The 20,317-nt window shown below is 46.8% G+C and carries 19 protein-coding genes; 8 read left to right on the forward strand and 11 right to left on the reverse strand.

The window, feature by feature from the left end; genetic code table 11:
- The first annotated feature begins 73 nt into the window (after nucleotides 1-73).
- The gene (gene prpF, locus K5Q99_RS08295) at nucleotides 74-1,276 is read left to right on the forward strand and encodes a 2-methylaconitate cis-trans isomerase PrpF (RefSeq protein WP_220776580.1); all 1,203 of its coding nucleotides are present in this window, start codon (nucleotides 74-76) and stop codon (nucleotides 1,274-1,276) included.
- A 370-nt stretch (nucleotides 1,277-1,646) separates the two neighbouring features.
- Nucleotides 1,647-6,173, forward strand: a complete 4,527-nt coding sequence (locus K5Q99_RS08300; RefSeq protein ID WP_220776581.1) for an EAL domain-containing protein — start codon at nucleotides 1,647-1,649, stop codon at nucleotides 6,171-6,173.
- A gap of 90 nt (nucleotides 6,174-6,263) precedes the next feature.
- Here K5Q99_RS08300 and K5Q99_RS08305 read toward each other — a convergent pair whose 3' ends face one another.
- On the reverse strand, nucleotides 6,264-7,355 hold the full coding sequence (locus tag K5Q99_RS08305; protein ID WP_220776582.1) for a branched-chain amino acid aminotransferase: 1,092 nt from the start codon (nucleotides 7,353-7,355) through the stop codon (nucleotides 6,264-6,266).
- A gap of 130 nt (nucleotides 7,356-7,485) precedes the next feature.
- Between K5Q99_RS08305 and K5Q99_RS08310 the strand changes: the two genes are divergently transcribed.
- Nucleotides 7,486-7,755 carry a Rho-binding antiterminator gene (locus K5Q99_RS08310; RefSeq protein ID WP_220591343.1) on the forward strand — a complete coding sequence of 90 codons (270 nt, stop codon included), beginning with the start codon at nucleotides 7,486-7,488 and terminating at the stop codon, nucleotides 7,753-7,755.
- 44 nt (nucleotides 7,756-7,799) lie between these two features.
- On the opposite strand, the gene K5Q99_RS08315 is transcribed toward K5Q99_RS08310, so the two are convergent.
- On the reverse strand, nucleotides 7,800-8,150 hold the full coding sequence (locus K5Q99_RS08315; protein WP_106649151.1) for a RidA family protein: 351 nt from the start codon (nucleotides 8,148-8,150) through the stop codon (nucleotides 7,800-7,802).
- Between the two features lie 80 nt (nucleotides 8,151-8,230).
- Nucleotides 8,231-9,724, reverse strand: coding sequence for a Na+/H+ antiporter NhaC family protein (locus tag K5Q99_RS08320; RefSeq protein ID WP_220776583.1), 1,494 nt, complete (start codon nucleotides 9,722-9,724; stop codon nucleotides 8,231-8,233).
- 179 nt (nucleotides 9,725-9,903) lie between these two features.
- Between K5Q99_RS08320 and K5Q99_RS08325 the strand changes: the two genes are divergently transcribed.
- Nucleotides 9,904-10,125 carry a cell division protein ZapB gene (locus K5Q99_RS08325; protein ID WP_006083484.1) on the forward strand — a complete coding sequence of 74 codons (222 nt, stop codon included), beginning with the start codon at nucleotides 9,904-9,906 and terminating at the stop codon, nucleotides 10,123-10,125.
- Here K5Q99_RS08325 and K5Q99_RS08330 read toward each other — a convergent pair.
- The 7 genes from K5Q99_RS08330 to K5Q99_RS08360 form a co-directional block, all read right to left on the reverse strand.
- Nucleotides 10,122-10,334 carry a DUF1107 domain-containing protein gene (locus K5Q99_RS08330; RefSeq protein WP_006083486.1) on the reverse strand — a complete coding sequence of 71 codons (213 nt, stop codon included), beginning with the start codon at nucleotides 10,332-10,334 and terminating at the stop codon, nucleotides 10,122-10,124. The genes K5Q99_RS08325 and K5Q99_RS08330 overlap by 4 nt on opposite strands.
- Nucleotides 10,335-10,796: 462 nt before the next feature.
- Complete coding sequence (locus tag K5Q99_RS08335; RefSeq protein ID WP_220776584.1) at nucleotides 10,797-11,405, reverse strand: thiol:disulfide interchange protein DsbA/DsbL; 609 nt, start codon at nucleotides 11,403-11,405, stop codon at nucleotides 10,797-10,799.
- A gap of 130 nt (nucleotides 11,406-11,535) precedes the next feature.
- Nucleotides 11,536-12,558, reverse strand: coding sequence for a serine/threonine protein kinase (locus K5Q99_RS08340; protein ID WP_220776585.1), 1,023 nt, complete (start codon nucleotides 12,556-12,558; stop codon nucleotides 11,536-11,538).
- A 2-nt stretch (nucleotides 12,559-12,560) separates the two neighbouring features.
- The gene (locus K5Q99_RS08345) at nucleotides 12,561-12,908 is read right to left on the reverse strand and encodes a DUF3630 family protein (protein ID WP_219254227.1); all 348 of its coding nucleotides are present in this window, start codon (nucleotides 12,906-12,908) and stop codon (nucleotides 12,561-12,563) included.
- Between the two features lie 13 nt (nucleotides 12,909-12,921).
- Nucleotides 12,922-14,376, reverse strand: coding sequence for a protein adenylyltransferase SelO (locus K5Q99_RS08350; protein ID WP_220776586.1), 1,455 nt, complete (start codon nucleotides 14,374-14,376; stop codon nucleotides 12,922-12,924).
- 9 nt (nucleotides 14,377-14,385) lie between these two features.
- Complete coding sequence (locus tag K5Q99_RS08355; RefSeq protein ID WP_220776587.1) at nucleotides 14,386-14,691, reverse strand: hypothetical protein; 306 nt, start codon at nucleotides 14,689-14,691, stop codon at nucleotides 14,386-14,388.
- A gap of 158 nt (nucleotides 14,692-14,849) precedes the next feature.
- Nucleotides 14,850-15,686, reverse strand: a complete 837-nt coding sequence (locus K5Q99_RS08360) for a hypothetical protein (protein ID WP_220776588.1) — start codon at nucleotides 15,684-15,686, stop codon at nucleotides 14,850-14,852.
- Between the two features lie 274 nt (nucleotides 15,687-15,960).
- Between K5Q99_RS08360 and K5Q99_RS08365 the strand changes: the two genes are divergently transcribed.
- The 4 genes from K5Q99_RS08365 to K5Q99_RS08380 all read left to right on the forward strand — a co-directional run bounded on the left by K5Q99_RS08365 (nucleotide 15,961) and on the right by K5Q99_RS08380 (nucleotide 18,574).
- The gene (locus K5Q99_RS08365) at nucleotides 15,961-16,320 is read left to right on the forward strand and encodes a DsrE/DsrF/TusD sulfur relay family protein (protein WP_006084469.1); all 360 of its coding nucleotides are present in this window, start codon (nucleotides 15,961-15,963) and stop codon (nucleotides 16,318-16,320) included.
- A 146-nt stretch (nucleotides 16,321-16,466) separates the two neighbouring features.
- Nucleotides 16,467-16,865: a nitrous oxide-stimulated promoter family protein gene (locus K5Q99_RS08370; protein ID WP_220776589.1), complete on the forward strand. Its 399-nt coding sequence runs from the start codon at nucleotides 16,467-16,469 to the stop codon at nucleotides 16,863-16,865.
- A gap of 57 nt (nucleotides 16,866-16,922) precedes the next feature.
- Nucleotides 16,923-17,837, forward strand: coding sequence for a hypothetical protein (locus K5Q99_RS08375; RefSeq protein ID WP_220776590.1), 915 nt, complete (start codon nucleotides 16,923-16,925; stop codon nucleotides 17,835-17,837).
- Between the two features lie 152 nt (nucleotides 17,838-17,989).
- Nucleotides 17,990-18,574, forward strand: a complete 585-nt coding sequence (locus tag K5Q99_RS08380) for a YSC84-related protein (RefSeq protein ID WP_006083498.1) — start codon at nucleotides 17,990-17,992, stop codon at nucleotides 18,572-18,574.
- A 452-nt stretch (nucleotides 18,575-19,026) separates the two neighbouring features.
- Here K5Q99_RS08380 and K5Q99_RS08385 read toward each other — a convergent pair whose 3' ends face one another.
- Nucleotides 19,027-19,893, reverse strand: a complete 867-nt coding sequence (locus K5Q99_RS08385) for a PhzF family phenazine biosynthesis protein (RefSeq protein WP_220776591.1) — start codon at nucleotides 19,891-19,893, stop codon at nucleotides 19,027-19,029.
- Between the last annotated feature and the right edge of the window lie 424 nt (nucleotides 19,894-20,317).

A 20,317-nucleotide genomic window follows, 5' to 3' on the forward strand; every position in this document is an offset into this window, starting at 1 on the left:
CGACTCCACACGTGAATCGCCACCTTTGATAGCAACACTAACCTGTATCGCTATTCCCTTTGGAGTTAATAGCATGAGTAATCATCTTTTCCCGCCCCAAATCAAAGTCGCCGCAACCTATATGCGTGGCGGCACCAGTAAGGGCGTGTTTTTCCGCTTGCTGGATTTGCCCGCAGCGGCACAAGTGGCCGGCCCCGCCCGTAATGCCCTGCTGCTGCGGGTGATTGGCAGCCCAGACGCTTACGGCAAGCAAATCGATGGCATGGGCGGCGCCACCTCGAGCACCAGTAAAACCGTGATTTTATCCAAAAGCACTCAGGCCGATCACGATGTGGATTACCTCTTTGGCCAAGTGGCTATCGACAAACCCTTTGTCGATTGGAGCGGTAACTGTGGCAACCTGACCGCCGCCGTTGGTGCTTTCGCCATCAGCAATGGCTTAATAGATGGCGACCGTATTCCACAAAATGGCGTCTGCACAGTGCGAATTTGGCAAGCCAACATAAGCAAAACCATTATCGCCCATGTGCCTATCACCAACGGTGAAGTGCAAGAAACCGGTGATTTTGAGCTCGATGGTGTAACCTTTCCCGCCGCCGAAGTACAAATCGAGTTTATGAATCCGGCTGCTGACGAGGATGGAGACGGTGGCAGCATGTTCCCGACCGGCAATCTTGTCGATGTGCTAGACGTGCCGGGGATAGGAAGCTTTAACGCCACTATGATCAACGCCGGCATTCCCACCATATTTATCAATGCAGAAGACTTAGGCTACACAGGTACTGAGCTGCAGGATGATATTAATAGCGACAACGCCGCCCTTGCCAAATTTGAGACTATTCGTGCCTATGGCGCAGTGCGTATGGGCTTAATTTCACATATAGATGAAGCCGCATCACGCCAGCATACCCCTAAAATTGCCATTGTCGCTAAGCCAAAAACTTATGTGTCATCGAGCGGTAAAACTGTCAATGCAGATGAAATTGATCTACTGGTACGCGCCTTGTCTATGGGCAAACTGCACCACGCTATGATGGGCACGGCAGCAGTGGCAATTGGCACAGCAGCAGCGATCCCCGGCACCTTAGTTAACTTAGCCGCTGGCGGCGACACTAAGGACAAAATAGATGCGGTGCGTTTTGGTCATCCCTCAGGCACGCTGCGTGTTGGGGCTGAGGCGTCAATGGTCAACGGCGAATGGACAGTTGTTAAAGCCATTATGAGCCGCAGCGCCCGCGTACTGATGGAAGGTTTTGTGCGAGTGCCCGCTGCGTAACTTTATCTAAGTAAAACCGTTCAACCAAAGACCTTGCTTTTCCCCCTTCCGGCAAGGTCTTTTTCTATTCTCGCCCATCATGTTAATCTTCTTCACCCGTATTTGTCTTAGCATGATATGTTGACATACCAGAAACAATGCTAAGCTCCTTTAGCAAAAACGCCAGAAAACAAACTCGGCATAATCAGCACAAAGACACTGAAACAGTATATTTAAGCTATCGCATGATCGGTGATAGAATCGCGCCCATCGATTTTGGTTGTTTTTAAACCAAGTCAGTTATTTAAGCTAAATTTTTACAACAAAATGGCATGTAAGGTCTAGGCTAAGAACTAAACTAAATAGAAACCTAATCAGGATGGGTCCGTTTTTGGTAGGGGAAAATTTGAGTCAACTAATCCACAAGCTAATGCTAAGTACGCTTTTTATCCTAAGTTTGTGGGGGATCTCGTGCAATGGATTAGCTCAACCATTGAGCGCGGCTTCTACACAGCTCAAATTTGAACATATTCGCAGTGAAGATGGCCTTACCCAAAATACGATTACTAGCCTGTTTATGGATAATGCAGGTATGTTATGGATTGGCACTCAAGATGGTTTGCATGCTTATAACGGCCACAGCTTCAATATTTTCCCCCACTCACCCAATGATCAGAGGAGTATTTCTGATAGCTATGTCTCTGACATTATTCAAGATTCAGAAGGCTACATCTGGGTTTCCACGTTCAGCCAAGGAGTCAATCGACTCGATTTGAGCACTGGAACCTTTGAACACTTTGGCCGAGAACAAGGCTTAACCGATCCCCGCACCACTAGACTCAGCATAGTGGGTAATACACTCTGGATTGGCACTAAAGCAGGGCTATTTTCCCTATCGATCAAAACTAAACGCATTACCCAAGTAAGTTTAGGTAATAGTGTCGAACCCCATATCACAAGCCTAGCCAATGTTGAAAACACTTATCTGTTAGCTGGAACCCAAGATAGCGGCACCTTTGCTGTCAGTGCAAATACCATCACCCGCTTGAACGTGCCGCAAAATGTCACGGCCTATCAAATTAAAGCGAACTCGGCCTATTCGATCAGCTTAGCGCTCGGTGGACAACTATGGCACTACAACTTAGCCTCGCAACAGGGCGAAATCCTTTGGCAGACCGACGATAACGTGCCTTATATCAAGGATTTTATCCAAACTGAACAGGGTGATTTTTGGGTCGTCGGGCCTGAAGCGGGTCTTATTCAACTGGAGAGAAACAACAAAGCATTTAATGCGACTTACCACAGGTATGATCCTAAGCGCACCAACAGTATCAGTGAAAACAACATACTGAGTTTGCTGCAAGATCCCTTTGGTAATTTATGGTTAGGCGCCAGTTATTCGGGCTTAGATAAAATAAATACCCGCCGCCAGTATTTTCAGCATATTTTCGAATACACTCCAGATCTGTCGCAACAGAGTAACAATATTCGCACCTTGTTCCGCAGTAAAGATGATGCCCTCTGGATAGGTACTGAAGGCGCAGGGCTTAAGCGCATGTTAACGAACGGGCAATATGAGCACTTTACGGAGAGATTTGCGAACGCCTTAGGGATGCATCAACGCAATTTAAATCTCACCCTGCGAGATATTGATCAAGACAAAGCAGGCGTGCTCTGGTTTGCGACTAACTATGGACTCGGCCGGTTGTCACCAGAGGGAAAATTCCAATTACTCAAGGTCACTGCAAGTACGGATCAAGGCTCTGAAGCCAATTATATTCGTAATCTAGAAATTGATGATCAAGGCCATCTCTGGGTAGCAACGACTCACGCCCTCTATCGCAAGGCTATAGATAACGATGAGTTCACTTTTATCTCATTAGCGAATATTGACCATTTCTCTCCAGCACAAAACCAACTTTTAATCCTAAGAGCACATAAAGATACGCTATGGATTGGTACACTCGATGGTTTGTTGAAACTGGACATGCAGACGGGTATAGGGAAATCTTACTTCCATCAAGCTGCTAATAAGAAAAGCTTAATCAATAACCGTGTCCGCGATATTTTAGTGACTCAGGCGGGCGAGGTGTGGTTCGCCACCCATGGTGGCATCAGTATATTACCTTCTCAAGATGCCAATGCAGGCTTTACCCATTACACCCGCGATCAGGGATTACCAAGCGATACTATCTACGCCTTATTAGAAGACCAACAACATAACATTTGGTTTAGCAGTAATGCGGGCATAGGCAAACTAAATCCTAAAACCAATCGTGTCATCATATTCAACGAGCAAGAGGGATTACAGGCGCTGGAGTTTAACGGTGGTGTAAAACTGCAAGACAGCGATGGCGATCTCTGGTTTGGTGGCATTAATGGTATCAATCGTTTTAATCCCAAGTTGATTCCGGATCAACGACCCGATGTTAAAGTCGCGCTCACAGGCTATAGCATTGCAGGAAAAGACCACACTATTCTCGATTTGAGCCATCCACCTAGCATAGTAATGGACTATAGCGATCAGCTGATCAGTTTTGAGGTGACCTCATTGGATTTCAGCTACACGGGTAAAAACCGCTTCAGCTATTTTCTTGAGGGATTTGATAACGAATGGCATGAGCTACCCACAGGCAATGAAATCACCTTCACTAACATCAATCCTGGTCATTACCGATTGCATGTTCGCCATGGCATACAATACAACTCAGCAGGTGCCTATGCACTGCTTGTCGATCTGAATGTACAAGCCCCCTTCTATCGGACTCAGTTCGCCTACGCCCTTTATTTCTTACTCACATTAGGCTTGCTGGTTTGGATTATTCGCTGGCGTAAAAAGAAACGTCACATACAAAGTGAATTTGAAACCAGTATCCGCGCCTCTGAGGAGCGACTAAAGCTGGCACTGTGGGCATCTGGCGATGGCATGTGGGACTGGAACATACCCGAAAATCGAGTCTATCGTACCAATATGGATGCTTCGATTCCCCATTGGAATAGCAGCAATATTGCCCATGAGAGCATGCACTCAGAAGACAGAGAGAGATTCAAACTTGAGCTAAACGAGCATCTTCAAGGCCGCTCACCTTTCTTCGAAGCCGAGTACCGTGTCGAACGCTCACCGGGTAATTGGGTATGGATTTTAGATCGTGGCAAAGTGGTTGAAAAAGATAGTTTAGATAACCCGATCCGCATGACAGGGACTAACCGTAACATCACCTCTCGTAAGCTGATTGAGAACGAGTTGGTCTTGTCCTCACAAGTGCTCAACAGCATGAATGAAGCCGTTGTCGTAGCGGGCCTAGACTATCGCATTCGCTCAGTAAACCCTGCATTTTGCACGATAACAGGCTACACAGAACGCCAAATCAGCGACAGACATTTTACTCACTTAGCCTTTGGCCGCCAACAGCGTGAATTGTTCAATACCATTGAACAGCAGCTGCTGCGTCATAAACATTGGGTTGGGGAACTGTGGATCCGCAATAAACAACGGCAGGCAATTCTAGTCTGGCTAGAGATCAACCAAGTTATCGACATTAAAGGTGAAACCAGCCACTTCGTTGCGGTATTTACCGACATTACAGAGCGAAAAAAAGCCGAAGAAGATCTGCGTTTCCTCGCCAGTTTCGACACGTTAACTGGCCTACCCAACCGAACCTTGTTCCAAGACAGGCTTAATCACGCGATAACCCAAGCGCATAGAGCGAACAATATCGTCGCCTTACTGTTTTTAGATCTCGACCGCTTTAAACATATCAACGACTCCATGGGTCACCATGTCGGCGATTTACTGCTCAAAGCCGTTGCCAGAAGACTACAAAATGCAGTGCGCGATGGCGATACGGTTGCACGCTTAGGCGGTGACGAATTTACCATTATTTTAGAAGGAGTGGCCAAAACCAAAGCCGCTACTTTGATCTCAGAAAAAGTGCTCAGAGCATTCCAAACGCCCTTTTTATTGGACGATAAAACGCTGACCATTTCGACCTCTATCGGTATCAGTCTCTATCCAAACGATGCCGACAACGCCGACTCGCTGATTAAATTTGCCGATACTGCCATGTACCACGCAAAATCGTCAGGCAGGAATAACTTCCAGTTTTACACCTCTAAGTTAAATGAAATTGCCACACGCCATGTGCAACTCGAAAGTGGGTTAAAACAGGCGATTCAACGCAACGAGTTGAGCTTAGTTTATCAGCCTAAGTTCTGTTTAAAAGATGGCTCGCTGACTGGGATAGAAGCGCTTTTACGTTGGCATCACACTGAACTTGGCCCCATCTCCCCCGTCGAGTTTATTCCGCTGGCGGAAGAAACTGGCATCATCACCCAAATTGGCCATTGGGTAATCAATCATGCTTGCCAGCAATTAGCCGAATGGAACAGCTTAGGATTCAATGGTATCACTGTCGCCGTTAACCTATCGGCGCGCCAGCTTAAGGCTGATATTATCTCCACCATAGAAGTGGCCTTGGCAGTTTCTGGTCTACCAGCACAATCCCTTGAGCTTGAACTGACAGAGTCGATGATCATGGGCAATCCGCAGGAGTCGGTCAGTATTCTCTCTAAACTCAAGGCCCTAGGCTTAACCATAGCGGTGGATGATTTTGGGACAGGTTATTCGAGCCTGAGTTATCTCAAACGCTTCCCGATAGACACACTCAAAATCGATAGAGAATTTGTCAGAGACATCACCAACGATCCCGACGATGCCGCCATCACCAGCGCCATTATTGCCCTCGCTCACAGCTTAGAACTGAATGTCGTCGCCGAAGGCGTAGAGACCCAAGAACAACTCAACTTCTTGGCGATGCAAGGTTGCGATCAAGTACAAGGTTTCTTACTCAGTAAACCCTTAAGTGCCGCGGACTTTTTAACTTTACTCAAGAATCACTCTAAACCACAGCCACTTTGATTTGATTTGAGGCGAAGTCTACCAATGTCATCGCAAAATTCAGCCAATAAAAAAGGCTCCTAGGAGCCTTTAAACATCACCACAAATTCCTTACTTTGCTAAACGTTCAACACGCTTAACCCAGCCTTCAGGACCTTGAATGTGGCCCTTTTGGATTTCGGTATACAGTTTGTAGATGCGCTGAATATGCTCGCCCACTTCACCATTACCAACTGTGACTATGTGGCCATCTTCAAAAATGTAGGAGCCCACGGCTGAAACCACGGCTGCCGTACCAAAACCACCCGCCTCGATAATTTCACCCGATTCGATATCGGCGATAAATTGATCAAGCATGACAGTCTCTTGGCGCACTTCACATCCGAGCATCTCACCCAATTCCATGATGGATTGCGAGGTGATCGACTTAAGAATGGTATCTGTGAAGGTAGGAATAATCACAGTGCCATCTTTTAAGATGTGGAAATGGTTCATCGCGCCCGCTTCTTCAATCTGTTGATTGGTCGAGTCGAGATATAACACTTGCGATGCACCAAAGGCTGCCGCGGCTTTACCCGCACGCAACGAAGCCGCATAGTTACCCGCCGCTTTTGATGCGCCAGTGCCACCCGATACCGCACGATGGAAAGTCTTGCTGATCAGTAAGCGTATGCCTTTGTTCACGCCAGCGGCGTAATAAGCACCACTTGGGCTTAATACCACACAGAAGGTATAACGCGTGCTTGGGCTCACAGAGAGACGGTCTTCGGTCGCAAAAATAAAGGGGCGAATATACAGACACGCACCTTCTTGCATCGGGAACCACAGACGATCGACATCGATCAACGCATTGATCGCATCCATCTGGACTTGTTCATCGATGTTAGGAATACAGACGATATCGGCGGAGCGATTCATCCGTTCGGCATTCTTATTAATACGGAAAGTATAAATCTCGCCATCTTCGTGCATAAAGGCTTTCGCGCCTTCAAAGATCGACTGGCCATAATGCAACGCCATTGCACCCGGTGCCATTTCAAATGGACCATAGGGAACGATGCGTGGATAGCACCATTGTCCGTCATGATAATCCATCAAAAACATATGATCGGTTCTGAGGCTACCAAAGCCCACATTCCCCTCGGGCTTGAATTGCTCAGTACGGCGCTCGGACGCAGGTTTTAAATTGTAAGTTATTTCCATCGCATACCACCTTGATTACTGAACAAGCAGACTAGGGAGCGACAGGAATAAAGTCAAGAGGGGCGCGCATATAATGCCAATGGCAAGTATTTTTGCCACAATAGGGTCGAACTCCCAATGAGACGATCCTATGTCAGATTATAAAATGATCCCCTGCGAACACTACGATTACCTCGAACTTGCCTGCCTGCGCGGTTATCAGCTCAAGATTGAGTTGATTGATGGCACCCAGTGCCAGGGTCAAGCCATCACCACGCAGACCAGAGCCGACAAAACCGAGTGGCTTGTTATCCAGCAGCAAACTCAACACGCCCTTAGGCTCGACCATATCGTTGCCATCACGCCTGCCGATGCGAATGCTGAATTTGGCAGGGTGCTAATTGCCACTAAACAAGATTAACAGTGGCAACACATGGCAACTATAATTTTATCGGTTGAAATCGGTCACTGAATCGCCGCGATCACAGACACTTCAACCAAATATTCGGGCTCAGCAATAGCAGCCTGCACGCAAGCGCGAGCTGGTGCATGGCCTTTAGGCACCCAAGCATCCCATACGGCATTCATCGCATCGTAATCACCCATGTCTTTCAGATAGATAGTCGCTGACAATATATGCTCACGTGAACTCCCCGCCTGGGCCAACAAGGTATCGACTTCCTCCAGCATAGTGACGGTTTGCTCAGTGATATCTTGATACTTATCCTTCGCCACTTGGCCACACAGATACACAGTACCTTGGTGAATGACTATGCTGCTCATGCGGGTGCCAACGTCTAAACGGGTAATGCTCATATTGATCATCTCTTAAATCAGTACATTGAAATAAAGGGTTTCACTCAAACCGAATAGGCCATTTTAACGATAAACAGGCGTTATGTCTGCGCCGCTAACTTAGGCCAAGGCGAGTAGAAACGTGCCATCAAGGCAAATAAACCGAGACCACAGCTCACCACGGCCAACCACACTAACGGCGTCGCCACAGCTAAATTCACTAATTGGAATCCTACCAAGGCCGAACACGCCGCGATTAACGCGAAAGGCAACTGAGTCACCACATGGTCATGGGGAGCGCAACCTGAACTGGTCGCACTGAGCACGCTGGTATCTGAGATGGGCGAGCAGTGATCGCCAAAAACTGATCCCGCCATCACAGCGCTCAATACAGGCAATAACAGATGAGGATCTAAATTATGGGCAATCTCAGCGCCAATCGGGATCATAATCGCAAATGTTCCCCAGCTTGAACCCGTCGCAAAAGCCATAATCGCGCAGAGTAAAAACATGCCCGCCACCAGCAAGTGCGGAGAAAGATAAGACTTAGCCCAAGCAGCTAACAATTTCGCCACGCCAAGATCTTGGATCACAGCGCCAATCATCCAAGTGCAGAGTAAAATCGCAATGGCGAAGGCAATCATACGCACACCGTGGCTCAAGTCCCCCACTAACGCCGTTAAACGTCGCCCAGACAAGCTCAACATAATCAGAGTGACTAAGGTCGCCAATAAACAAGCGTCGCGCATAGAGGCGCCAATATCAGCCTTAGCCAGCCAGAGCGACACATTCCAAGACGAGGCCTGCTGAGCCCCCGACCACAAAGTTAATCCCACCGAAGCCAATAACAGCGTCAGCATAGGAATAGCGAGCAGCCAAGGATTTCCCCTGGCCTCGACCGCATTTGAGGATTTGGCCTCTATAGGGGCAACAAAAGAGCGAAACCCCACACCATACCAAGCGACAAGCACGGATAAACCTAAGGTCACTATGGCGTAAAAATTAAATAAAGCCACATCGATAAAGGCTTCCAGCGGTGACACGGGCAAAAAGCTGATCCCCGCAATCAGAGCCATCACATAGGGGCCCCAGCTAGAGAAAGGCAATAGCGCACACAGAGGTGAAGCGTTGGAATCGACCAAATAGGCGAGCTGCTCATGGCGAATACCATAACGCTGGCTGAGCGGCTGACACACATGGCCGACAGCAAGACAACTGAAAATCCCATCGATAAACACTAACCAACCAAGAAATACGACCCCAAGACGCGCCTGACGTTCAGTGCGGATACGGCTATAAAGCCAATCACCAAACTGACCCACGGCGCCGCCACGTGCTAATAACTGCGTCATGCTGCCTAGCAGCAACATGGCCAATAGCACATTGAGGTGCCACGCTTGCCAAGCACCTTGGGCATAGAATTGTTTAACGCCGATATCAAGCAAATACCGCCCAGTTTGCAGTGGGTCAAATTGGGCGATCAATAGCGCGCCAGAGACGATGCCGACGCCTAACGCCACCAGTGTACGACGTAAAAACAGGGCTAAGGTTAAGGTCAACAGTAGTGGGAGTATGGCGAGCAGACTAGGCGACATGGACCATTCCGATAAAAAATAAAACCAAGAATACTAACGAGTTAATAACAAATGCAAAAAAACTTAATTTAGAACCCAGTAATAGGGTGTTTTTTGACCAAACGACAAGAATCGCTATTCCTTAAGTTCTAGGCACTGCTAGAATCACAGTCCCATCCAGAAACCATAGGACTCTCCAGATGAGCCTTGAATTACTGTCCAAACTGGAAACCAAAATCCAGGCTGCACTCGAAACTATCGAGCTTCTAAAAATGGAGCTTGAAGAAGAGAAGCAAAAAGCGTCTACGCTGAGTGAGCACAATCAACAATTGAATGCGCAAAACCAGCAACTACAAGAAGAACTCACTTCTTGGAACGAAAAAGTGACTGGCCTTGTTGGCTTGTTAAACAGCGAAATCTAAACTGCATTAGTTTGATGATGCTGCGCTTCGATCAGTTCGTTCAATTCTAAAATAGCCTGCTTCACTTTTGGCAGGCTTTTTCTTGGCAGCAAAAACCGTCCCTTCTCAAATTCCAATCGTCCTAAGTCTTTAACCCAAATAACACCAGTGAGAAAAATACGCGCATGCTTAACGATAAGCTTAGGTGCGTAGACAGGAAAAACTCTCATATGACCACCTACAAGCATTCTTGTTGTTATTGATTACAGTTGTTTGACAGAAGCTTTGCCACTTGAGTTTCATCGTTAGAGTGGTATTTTTCATCTTTTATCGCCAAAAATACTTAATCGTTTGATTTAGTTAACTTATCAATTTGCCACGCTGTAACCCAAATAAACAAAGCGCCATAATAATGTCACTTGCCATTTTTTTGACGCTCTGCTAAATTAACAGCGTTACTCAGGGTAAAAATGAGTCCTCTGGCTCAAGTCCGTACTTTCTTTTACAAGAAGTACGGTTTTTTTTGCCTATTTTTTGCCTCGCTTTTATTCAATAAGTTCAAGCGACTAACCTCAACATCGCCTAGTCTGCGCCGTACCGCAATAAAAAAGGAGCCCTCAGGCTCCTTTCAAACTCAGTATATTCAGCATTATCACAAACCCGCATGACAGTGATGTGATAACGCCATAAAACTATTTTTTGGTTAAGTAGAAAGCGATATCTAACAGTTCGTCGTAGGATTTAATCGCGCCAGTCTCAACACGATACTTACCGTTAACGACAAGAGCAGGTACGCCTGTCAGCTTAGCGTTTTCAGTATCACGCTTCATTTTCGCCATCTGCGCCTTCACCATGAAAGATTCTGCCGCCGCATCGAAGGTTTTACCATCGACACCGTTAGCCACGAAAAGGGCACGAATATCGGCAAGGCTAGTAAAGTGTTCTTTTTTCTCATGAATGGCAGAAAATAACGCCGCATCCATTTTTTCATCGACATTTAACTGATGTGCAACAGCAAATGCGCGTGACATTTCAACGCCCATTTCTTTACCAATAAAATCAACGTGTGCTTGGTTAAACGCTACGCCTTCTGGCTTTTCGGCGAGAATTTTTGGCACAACTGTTTTAGAGAAATTAAAGCAGTGTGGGCAATAGAAAGAGAAAAACTCAGTAATTTCAGGCTTCGCAGTTGCTGGGCCATCGTTAATCACTGTGTAATGCACACCTTCTTGGTATTCCACAGCCGATACAGCCAGTGGCGCCAGTAACAAAGCCGCGGCCATAAGTAATACTTTTTTCATGAACATTCCTTAAATCATTTTTGATAAATTGGCTGGAGACTAACATATTCCATTTTTTGAGTGTAACTCAAGCGTAAGAGTTCAATCTAATGTCACAAGATACGTCTGTGACATCATATTTTGCTCAATACTAATAAGGCACTAGGCTCAGTGGTGGCTCGCCAAGGGCAAAAAGTTGCTCCTTAAATGCCAAGATCTGCTGTTCCCAATATTTTTCATCCCCAAACCAAGGGAAGTTCATCGGGAAAGCGGGATCGTCCCAGCGACGGCCAATCCACGCGTTGTAGTGCACCATACGCAGCGCCCGAAGCGGTTCAATTAAGGCTAACTGCCTGGTATCAAACTCACAAAACTCTTCATAGGCTTCGAGTAAAATTTCAAGTTGCATCAACTGCTGCGCTCTATCACCCGTTAACATCATCCATAGATCTTGAATCGCTGGCCCCATACGCGCATCGTCTAAATCGACGAATCCGGGACCGTCTGGCGTCCACAAAATATTGCCTGGGTGTAAATCGCCATGCAAACGAATGGCCGCAAAATCTTGGCGCTCCCAAATCGCATTCGCCTTAGCCAACACTTGCTCAACGACGGTAAAAAACGGTAAGCGTAGGCTGTTAGGCACCAGATTGGATTGCTTTAACCACGCGAGCGGCTCGGCGCCTAAAATCTGCGGATTCAAGGGTTCACGTTCAGCAAATACCGTTTGCGCCGCGTACTGATGTATACGACCGATGAATCGACCCACTAATTCCAGCTGTTCTAAATTATCGACTTCAAAGGCGCGGCCACCTAATGAAGGAAACAAGGTAAATCGATAACCTTGGTACTTGTGTAAGGTATGACCTTCGATGATCACAGGTACCGCAATCGGGATATCTTCTGCCGCAAGTGCGAGCGCATAATCATGCTCCTCTTGGATCTGCGCGTCGCTCCAACGGTCGGGTCGATAGAACTTCACCACATAGCGCAGACCTTCATCGCTGCGGAACTGATACACGCGGTTCTCGTAGCTGTTCAGCGCAAGCAAACCCGTTTCTGGGTACACGCCCAGACTTTCGATCGCATCTAAGATCAAATCCGGTGTTAGGGCTTGAAAATGGAACTCTGCGCCGCTAGAACTCGTAGTCGGTGGCGTCATATTCTGACTCATATTCAGTTCACTCTTAGGTGAGGTTGCAGCAAAGTGGCTAAGTATTCCAGCACCTCAAAATCGGCTTCTCGTTCGGTCGAGAGCCAGCAAATGTTGCCGTAAAACTCATAATTGAGCCATAACTGGCTGCCTTCAAATTCTAATAACCATTGGTGCCTATCGGCGCCCCACTGACGCTCGCGCACAGTGCAATCGAGCGCCGCAGCTAAAGGTTCGGCAAAGTCGGCGAAACGATCAAAATCGATATCCGCACTGACCGCTAAACTTAAGGCACTTCTATCTAAGCGAATAGTATCTAAGCTAATGGTATCTAAGCTCATGGCTTTTAAATGCGTGCTTGGTAATTTCATGCTTGTTATCCAATCAACTACTACATGACATGATCAAACCTTGGCCCCAGTCCGGTGGACGCTTGGCCAAGTCTTCATGTTCTGCGTGTTCAGCAAAGGGCTGAGTTAAGATTTTTTGCAGCAAATGCAGCGGCGCAAGATTACCCTCTTCTACCGCGATTATCGCCTCTTGGGCTAAATAGTTACGCAAAATATATTTGGGATTCACACTATTGCGCTCAGTTTGCCACGCAGGGATATCAGCCACCGCGCCCAATCGCTGTTGATAGGCTTGATACCAAGCATCAAACTGGCTGACATCGATAAAGTCATCCCGCAGCGCACTGTGTTTGCTGGTCGGATCTAACTTACCTAATTGACGCCAAGTTTGAGTGTAATCGAGTTGATTTTTCTCCATCAGCACAGTAAATCGACCTATGAGTTCGAGATCCTGTTTGTCCTGCTCTACCGACGAAACATCAACTGCTGATAGACCTAGTTTTGCCCGCATCAAACGCAAATAAGGCTGCACTAGCGCCTCTTGGTATTGATTAAGAATGGCAATTAAGTCATCGGATGGGATCACAGGTGTGAGCGCCTGCGCTAAGCGTTGCAAGTTCCACAAACCGACACCCGGCTGCTGACCAAAGGCATAACGACCTTCGGGATCCGAATGATTGCAGATAAAGTCTTCTTGGAACGTATCGAGGAACGCAAAGGGGCCGAAGTCAAAACTGTCACCCAGAATCGACATATTGTCCGTGTTCATCACGCCATGGGCAAAACCGACCGCTTGCCAGTGGGCAATCATCTTGGCGGTATCTTGCACTACCTGTAAAAACCACGCCTTATAGCCTGCGGCATCACAACTCAAATGGGGATAATGCTGAGTAATAGTGAAGTTGAGTAATTGGATCAGTTTATCGGCGCGGCCGCGCTCACTGTGGCAGAAAAACTCGAAATGACCGAAACGAATATGGCTGCGGGCTAAACGCACGGTAATAGCTGCGGTTTCTTGGCTCTCACGCCATACGGGTAGATCTGAGCCAATCACAGCCAAGGCGCGGGTCGTCGGCACATGTAAATGATGCAACGCCTCAGAGACTAAAAACTCACGCACGGCAGAGCGCATCACAGCGCGGCCATCACCATGGCGCGAATAAGGCGTCGGACCACCGCCCTTTAGGGCGACATCCCATACGCCATTTGGGCCAATCGCTTCACCTAAAATGATCGAACGTCCATCCCCTAAGCGCGGCGTGTAACCGCCAAATTGGTGGCCGCTATACACTTGGGCATAGTAGGTCGCGCCATCGACGGCAGCATTGCCAGATAAGCCCAATAACAGCTCATCGGTGGGTTGGCTCAGGCCAATCAATTGGGCGGCGTCATTACTCCATGCCAGCCATTCAGGCTTAGTTATCCCTTGTGGATATACTTGCGAGTAAAACTCAGGCAGCTGAGTAAAAAAATCCTGTTTAAACTTCATCTTGTCCACCTATTGGCTCATGGTCTTGCAAACCAGCACCGACTTATCGTCGAACTCGCATAGGTGCCCACATTGATAAGATCCAAAACCACTCACGCCAGAACGACTTAGGCGTTGCATACCATGAGCCTTGCTCTGGCATTGCTCTAGAGAATCGTAGTAACCATTAATATCTTCGGCCTGCAAAGGTGTCACCGGAATGGCACTCACATCGGGATAATAAAATAGGGTCCATTCTGGGGTTTTAGTACAGCCACTGAGTAGCAATAATCCAAGCCCGAATAAGACATTCGGTAAGGCATAGCTTAGTTTCATTTTTCCCCTACTTAAGCCCATAAAATAGGCCCATAAAAAAAGCGAACCTTAGTTCGCCTTTTGCGCATTCAGTTAGCAGGGATTCTACACTGCTTAGACGAGGGAAATAACCGCTTTTCGTTTAAGGGTTTACCCGTTAAGCGCTCCCAACCAAAGTGTTAAGCCGTAGTTGCTTTAGCCTGTGCTTTCTCAATCCGATTGATCCGGCCCTCAAAGCCAGTGACAGTGCCATCGCTCAGCCCAAGCTCTAATGCTTTACGACAAATGACAATGGCGGCATCGAAGGCTTGGGTATCATTTAGCAAGGTGGCTAAATGCAAGAAACCGGAAGACTTAAGCTCAGTATCTTTGCCTTGCTCGGCGCTAGCTGCTTGGAACAGTGCGACATATTCTTCAGCTAACTGAGCACCATAGTTAAGATAATCCGCCGATTTACGCTGCTTGTAGCACTCTGCGACCATATTTTGCAGCGCGGTATAGCGAGCACTGGCTGACGTCGCTCCTTGATACTCTTCAAAGGCCCGAACTAAGGTCACATTCGCCCAAGCCCCTGGCGCACCGACCTCTGAACGCGTGCTCGATGCTGACTCTGCCTCAGTCTTAACGTCAGCTTGTTCATCTGTTGGCGTGGTGCCTAAAATGATCACCGCCTCTTCATTATGAACCGCAGGAATATCGACTTCGATGATATCTGTGTCTAGTTCCACCGAAATGTTCGCTGGCTCATTCGTCTCACGGGGCATTAATTCGGCTTCAACTTCGATGACGGGCTCAACTTCCACCACGCGAGTGTCCTCAGCCTGCTCAACTGGCTCAGGCTCTACGCGCTCAGGCTCAGCAGCGGAGGAAATAGGTGCCTCTTCGGTAGGAACAACAGGTTTTACCGTGGTCGATTTAGGTTTCATCGCCTCTTGTTCTTCTTTCGCCAATCGCTGCGCGCGAAGGAATAAAAACACCCCGACAGCAATCAGTATAAATACGACTATGATCTTCATTCTTGTTCACCTTTGATGGCTGCTTCTCGTCAGAAGCCGTGTCAATTGGTTTGCCAAAATCCATTAGGACAGTGTCCATGGCAACCGAGTCTAGCTAAAAATTGAGCAGAGATTAACCGCTATTAAAGTCCATTGTGTCGGTGTAAATCAAGTATTTATGCCTTTTTATACGATCTTGCGCTCAAATAGTTATAGCCAATTGCGCTAGACTGACGGAACCGCGTTGCCTTATCACCCCAATCGCCCAGTTTACGACAAATATAAGGAAAACCTGATGCAAAGTATTCTTATCGTGGCTCACGCCAGCCCTTACGGGACAGAAAAGCTATTTAACAGCTTACGCATCGCATTAGCACTGAAGGATCAGGACGAGCAAGTGGTCGATCTCAAACTCTTCCTCATGTCAGATGCCGTGTTTGGCGCGCTCAAAAATCAAACCACACCCGACTTAAGCTACAACCTACAACAGATGTTCGAGATCCTCTCGGCGCAGCAAGTGCCAATCCTGCTTTGTAAGACCTGTGCTCAAGCGCGAGGCGTTACCGCGGAAATGATCATCGAAGGCGCGCACATAGGCACGCTGCAAGATTTAACCCGCTGGACATTAGCTGCCGACAAAGTGATGCATATCTAAGGTTGACTTGAAAGTGCGACATTGAGGATGAAGGATTATTTAAAGCCCTATTTTGTGCGCACCTTCATAAATTGGCGCTTTCGTTTTGTCAGCGCCAATTTCACTGCCTATGATGGGATATCCGAGTAACAAGCTAAGGTATTCCAATGGGCACAGCCACACTACTTACGGGTAAACTCCTGTACGAACACCAGACCATTGCCGCAATGGTGGCGATTTATTGCAAAGCGAAACACCAAGGCCAAGATTCAACAGGTCTATGTGTAGATTGCATCGAGTTATTGGATTATGCCGCGACACGCCTAGATCGCTGCCCCTACGGACAAAGCAAACCTACCTGTAATAAATGCCCAGTGCATTGTTACAAACCCGCGCAGAAACAAATCGTCAAAGAGATCATGATCTTCTCCGGTCCTAGGATGCTGTTACCGCATCCCATTCGTGCAATCAAACACTTACTCGCAGAACGCGTTCCCGTTCCAAGCGTTGTGCCAGAAGCAGCTTCAAATCGGCATCGGCGCATAGCCAACCAGCAGAAAAACTAACGGCGATACTTTTACCGAGCCGATTTCCCTGATATAACAGGGCTCGAGGTATCGCATATGAACGATTTTAATACTTTTTTCGCTCAAGCTTACTGGTGGTTGTCGTTATTTGGAGGCGTACATTGCCTCGCGTTAGCTATTTATATTCGCTACTTTTATCACCCCGACACTAACCAAAAACTCCTCGCCGCTTTCTTAAGTCTCATCGCCCTATACTTCTTAACGGGTTTGTTGAATCGCGATAACAGTCCAATTCCGATCCATATTCTATTCAACCTGATAAACCCCATCTATTTTTTGCTTATGCCTTTGCTCTATCTCTATTGCAAACGCAGTTTAGTTCCGACCCATAAACCGCTAGGATTTTCAAAACATTACTGGCCGTCTGCATTAACATTAGTTTTCGCCATTCTAGATATCGGCCTAAGATTGACCGCTTATCCCAATGGAGAATGGCAGCCTTTAACCCAAATGCTGAAGGAAATTAGCATTAGCCAATGGGGCGCCATACTGCCCGCACTGCTATCAGTACAAACCTGTTGTTACTTTGTCGCGTTGTGGGTACTGTTTCGTCGGCATAAACGCAATCAAACTGATGTCACACTCACCCAAGAGGCGCTCGGTACCATTAGATTTCGTTGGCTGATAGGTTTGACCTTGGCCATGTTGTTGAACTGGTTGATCCGCGTATTTGTGGTGATTTTACCCTTCTATCTAGGTGATAACTTGTCATTGCTATCCCATGCGTTACCTAGACTCACCTTACTGCTGAGCATGTATATGTTGGCCGTATACGGCCTGAAACAAATCACCCGCTCTGCCTATCTAAAAGGTCGCATGGCGAAACCCCAATCACAACCACGCCCAATCGCGATTGAAAATGTGCTCACTCCTGAGGAGTATGAATTCTTGCATCAAATTCAGCAGGACGACGCAGAAAATCCCCAAGCTTCTTCAGCACCTAAGAACTAATTAGCGAAACCATACTCCAATCATCACCACCAATATCACTCCAAGCATTAAGCCGAACACTGAACCTAAGCTGACACATATGTCACTTTTGGCTGTCATTTGTGTCGATAAAGGCTAGTCTGGAGCAACCGAAGACTTGAAGAGGCGTTACCATGAAATCATTTTTAACTGCCATTGCGGCATCGACATGCCTTATCGTGAGCCTATTTGCAGCGCCCACTGCACATGCGGATGAAAGCTATGATCAGGCGGTAGTCAATTTCCAAAAAGCGAAAGAAACCAGTAAGTTTTTCGACACAGCCTATGGCTATGCGTTATTCCCGACTGTGGGTAAAGGCGGCATAGGCATTGGCGCAGCCTATGGCAAGGGCCGAGTCTATCAAGGCGGTGTTTATATGGGTGATTCGAGCCTGACTCAATTATCCATCGGTTTTCAATTAGGTGGACAAGCCTACAGCGAGATCATCTTCTTTAAAGATGCGAAATCATATGAAGCCTTCACGAGCGGCAGTTTCGAGTTTGATGCCCAAGCATCAGCAGTTGCCATCAACATGGGCGCGAGTGCTCAAGCGGGAACCACAGGCAACTCAGCAGGCGCAGGCCAATCGGGTGGCAATCGCTCGGCAAGTGGCTCGTACATTAACGGCATGGCGGTATTTACCGCAGCGAAAGGCGGTTTGATGTTTGAAGCAGCACTTGCGGGTCAAGCCTTTAGCTTCGAACCTAAAGCTAACTAATACGAGTCATTAAACGATTAAATCAAACGGCGAGCCTCAGTGCTCGCCGTTTTTTGTTAAATTTAATCTCACGTTCTGATTCAACATTTCTCGTTTAAACCTACTTGTCGCAGAACCCTAACCATGACATAGCAGTGCCAATAGGAACAATTACTTAGCTAAATCATATAACCCTACATTGACATAAAATGTACCCATAGCCTGACAAATAGGAGTAACCGAAAATAACTCAAGTGGGAAAGTGTGATGTTACAACGAATGTGATTTAAACCTTTGCAAACTTACAATTGGACAAAAGCGAGTGAGGTATCTGCTAGAGATAAATGACAGGTTTCAACTAGTTAGATTCAAAGACACAATTAGAGGCTAAACAATCATTAGATAAGCTATGGTTAACGCCAAATGAACGAGCTGAAGAATAGGCCACCGTTTTTAGTCATATTAATACTTGCTTAGACGGAGATTTCCAGCAGCCCAACCTCATGCGCAAATCCACCAACCATAACGTTGAGAATATCCTGCTCCTTCGACGTAACTGACGCCGTAATTATTGAAATACAGTCCATTGCCCTGCCCTGCTCGAAAGTAAAACGACTCGTATATTCACCAGCAAGGTGCTTGGTTAGATAACATGCTAATGCTCCACTAGCACTCCCCGTAGCGGACTCTTCTGGAATACCAAACAAAGGAGCAAAATTCCGACAACTCGCTGTCAACCCGCTGTTTTCATCACATAATTCAAAAGCATGAATACCAATAACATCATGTTTTTTACAGAAGTCACTGAGCAAACTTTCATTCACCTGGATTCTATCTAGATATCCACATGGCACTGGAACAATAATATCAGGCAAGCCTGTTGAAATAACCTCAATAGGTAACTGAGTTGACTCTAGTACTGCCGGATCAATGCCAATTAACTCTGATATTGCCTCGTAACTAAACATCCCAAGGTATTCAGGTAACTTCAGCTCCATCACTATATTGCCATTAGACTCTATAGTTACGGTAAGTAAACCCGCTTTAGTCCTTTGCACATATTGCCCTTCAGCTACCATCCCTTTTTGATGCATTGTTGAAAATGCCGCTAATGTTGCGTGACCACAGAAATCAACTTCACCCGTTATGGTAAAAAAAGACAACTCAAAGTCGACTTCGTCATCTTGAGAAACAAAGGCAGTTTCTGAATAACCAACGGCTTGTGCTATTGCTAATTTTGCTTCGTTAGACAGATTGTCGGCGTTCAACACTACGCCAGCAGGGTTTCCTCCGCTTCCATTGGCAGTAAAGGAATTAACCAAATAAGCTTCAACTTTCATCAATATCAATTTCTCCGTATACCGTCTTAGTATTTATGCGTTGCGCTGATAGCAGGGTATAAATCGCGTGTTGACTCAATCTCAACTATGGCCGTTGCCACGTCCATGCTAACTGATGTTAATGAGCTATAGAAACTTGCTTTTGGGGGATAGCTGTTTCATGCGGCTTTGAGCGTAATCATTTGATATCGTTTTTGCTTTTTTATTCACTCTGGCTCACCTAGAGTGATTCACGGGCACGATTTAACGCATTAATGTCAATGGTTTCTACTTCGAAACAAAACTGGTAGCCTTTGTTTTTGTAAGCAATGTCTTTGCTATAGAGCCTGTTTAATGCAGAACAAATGCTCCATTGCGACTATGTGACGCATAGTTTTCAACTAAGCTCCACTTTCGCGACCACTTCAGTTTATTTCTCCATAAT

Source organism: Shewanella hafniensis (assembly GCF_019655335.1).
Taxonomy (GTDB): domain Bacteria; phylum Pseudomonadota; class Gammaproteobacteria; order Enterobacterales; family Shewanellaceae; genus Shewanella; species Shewanella hafniensis.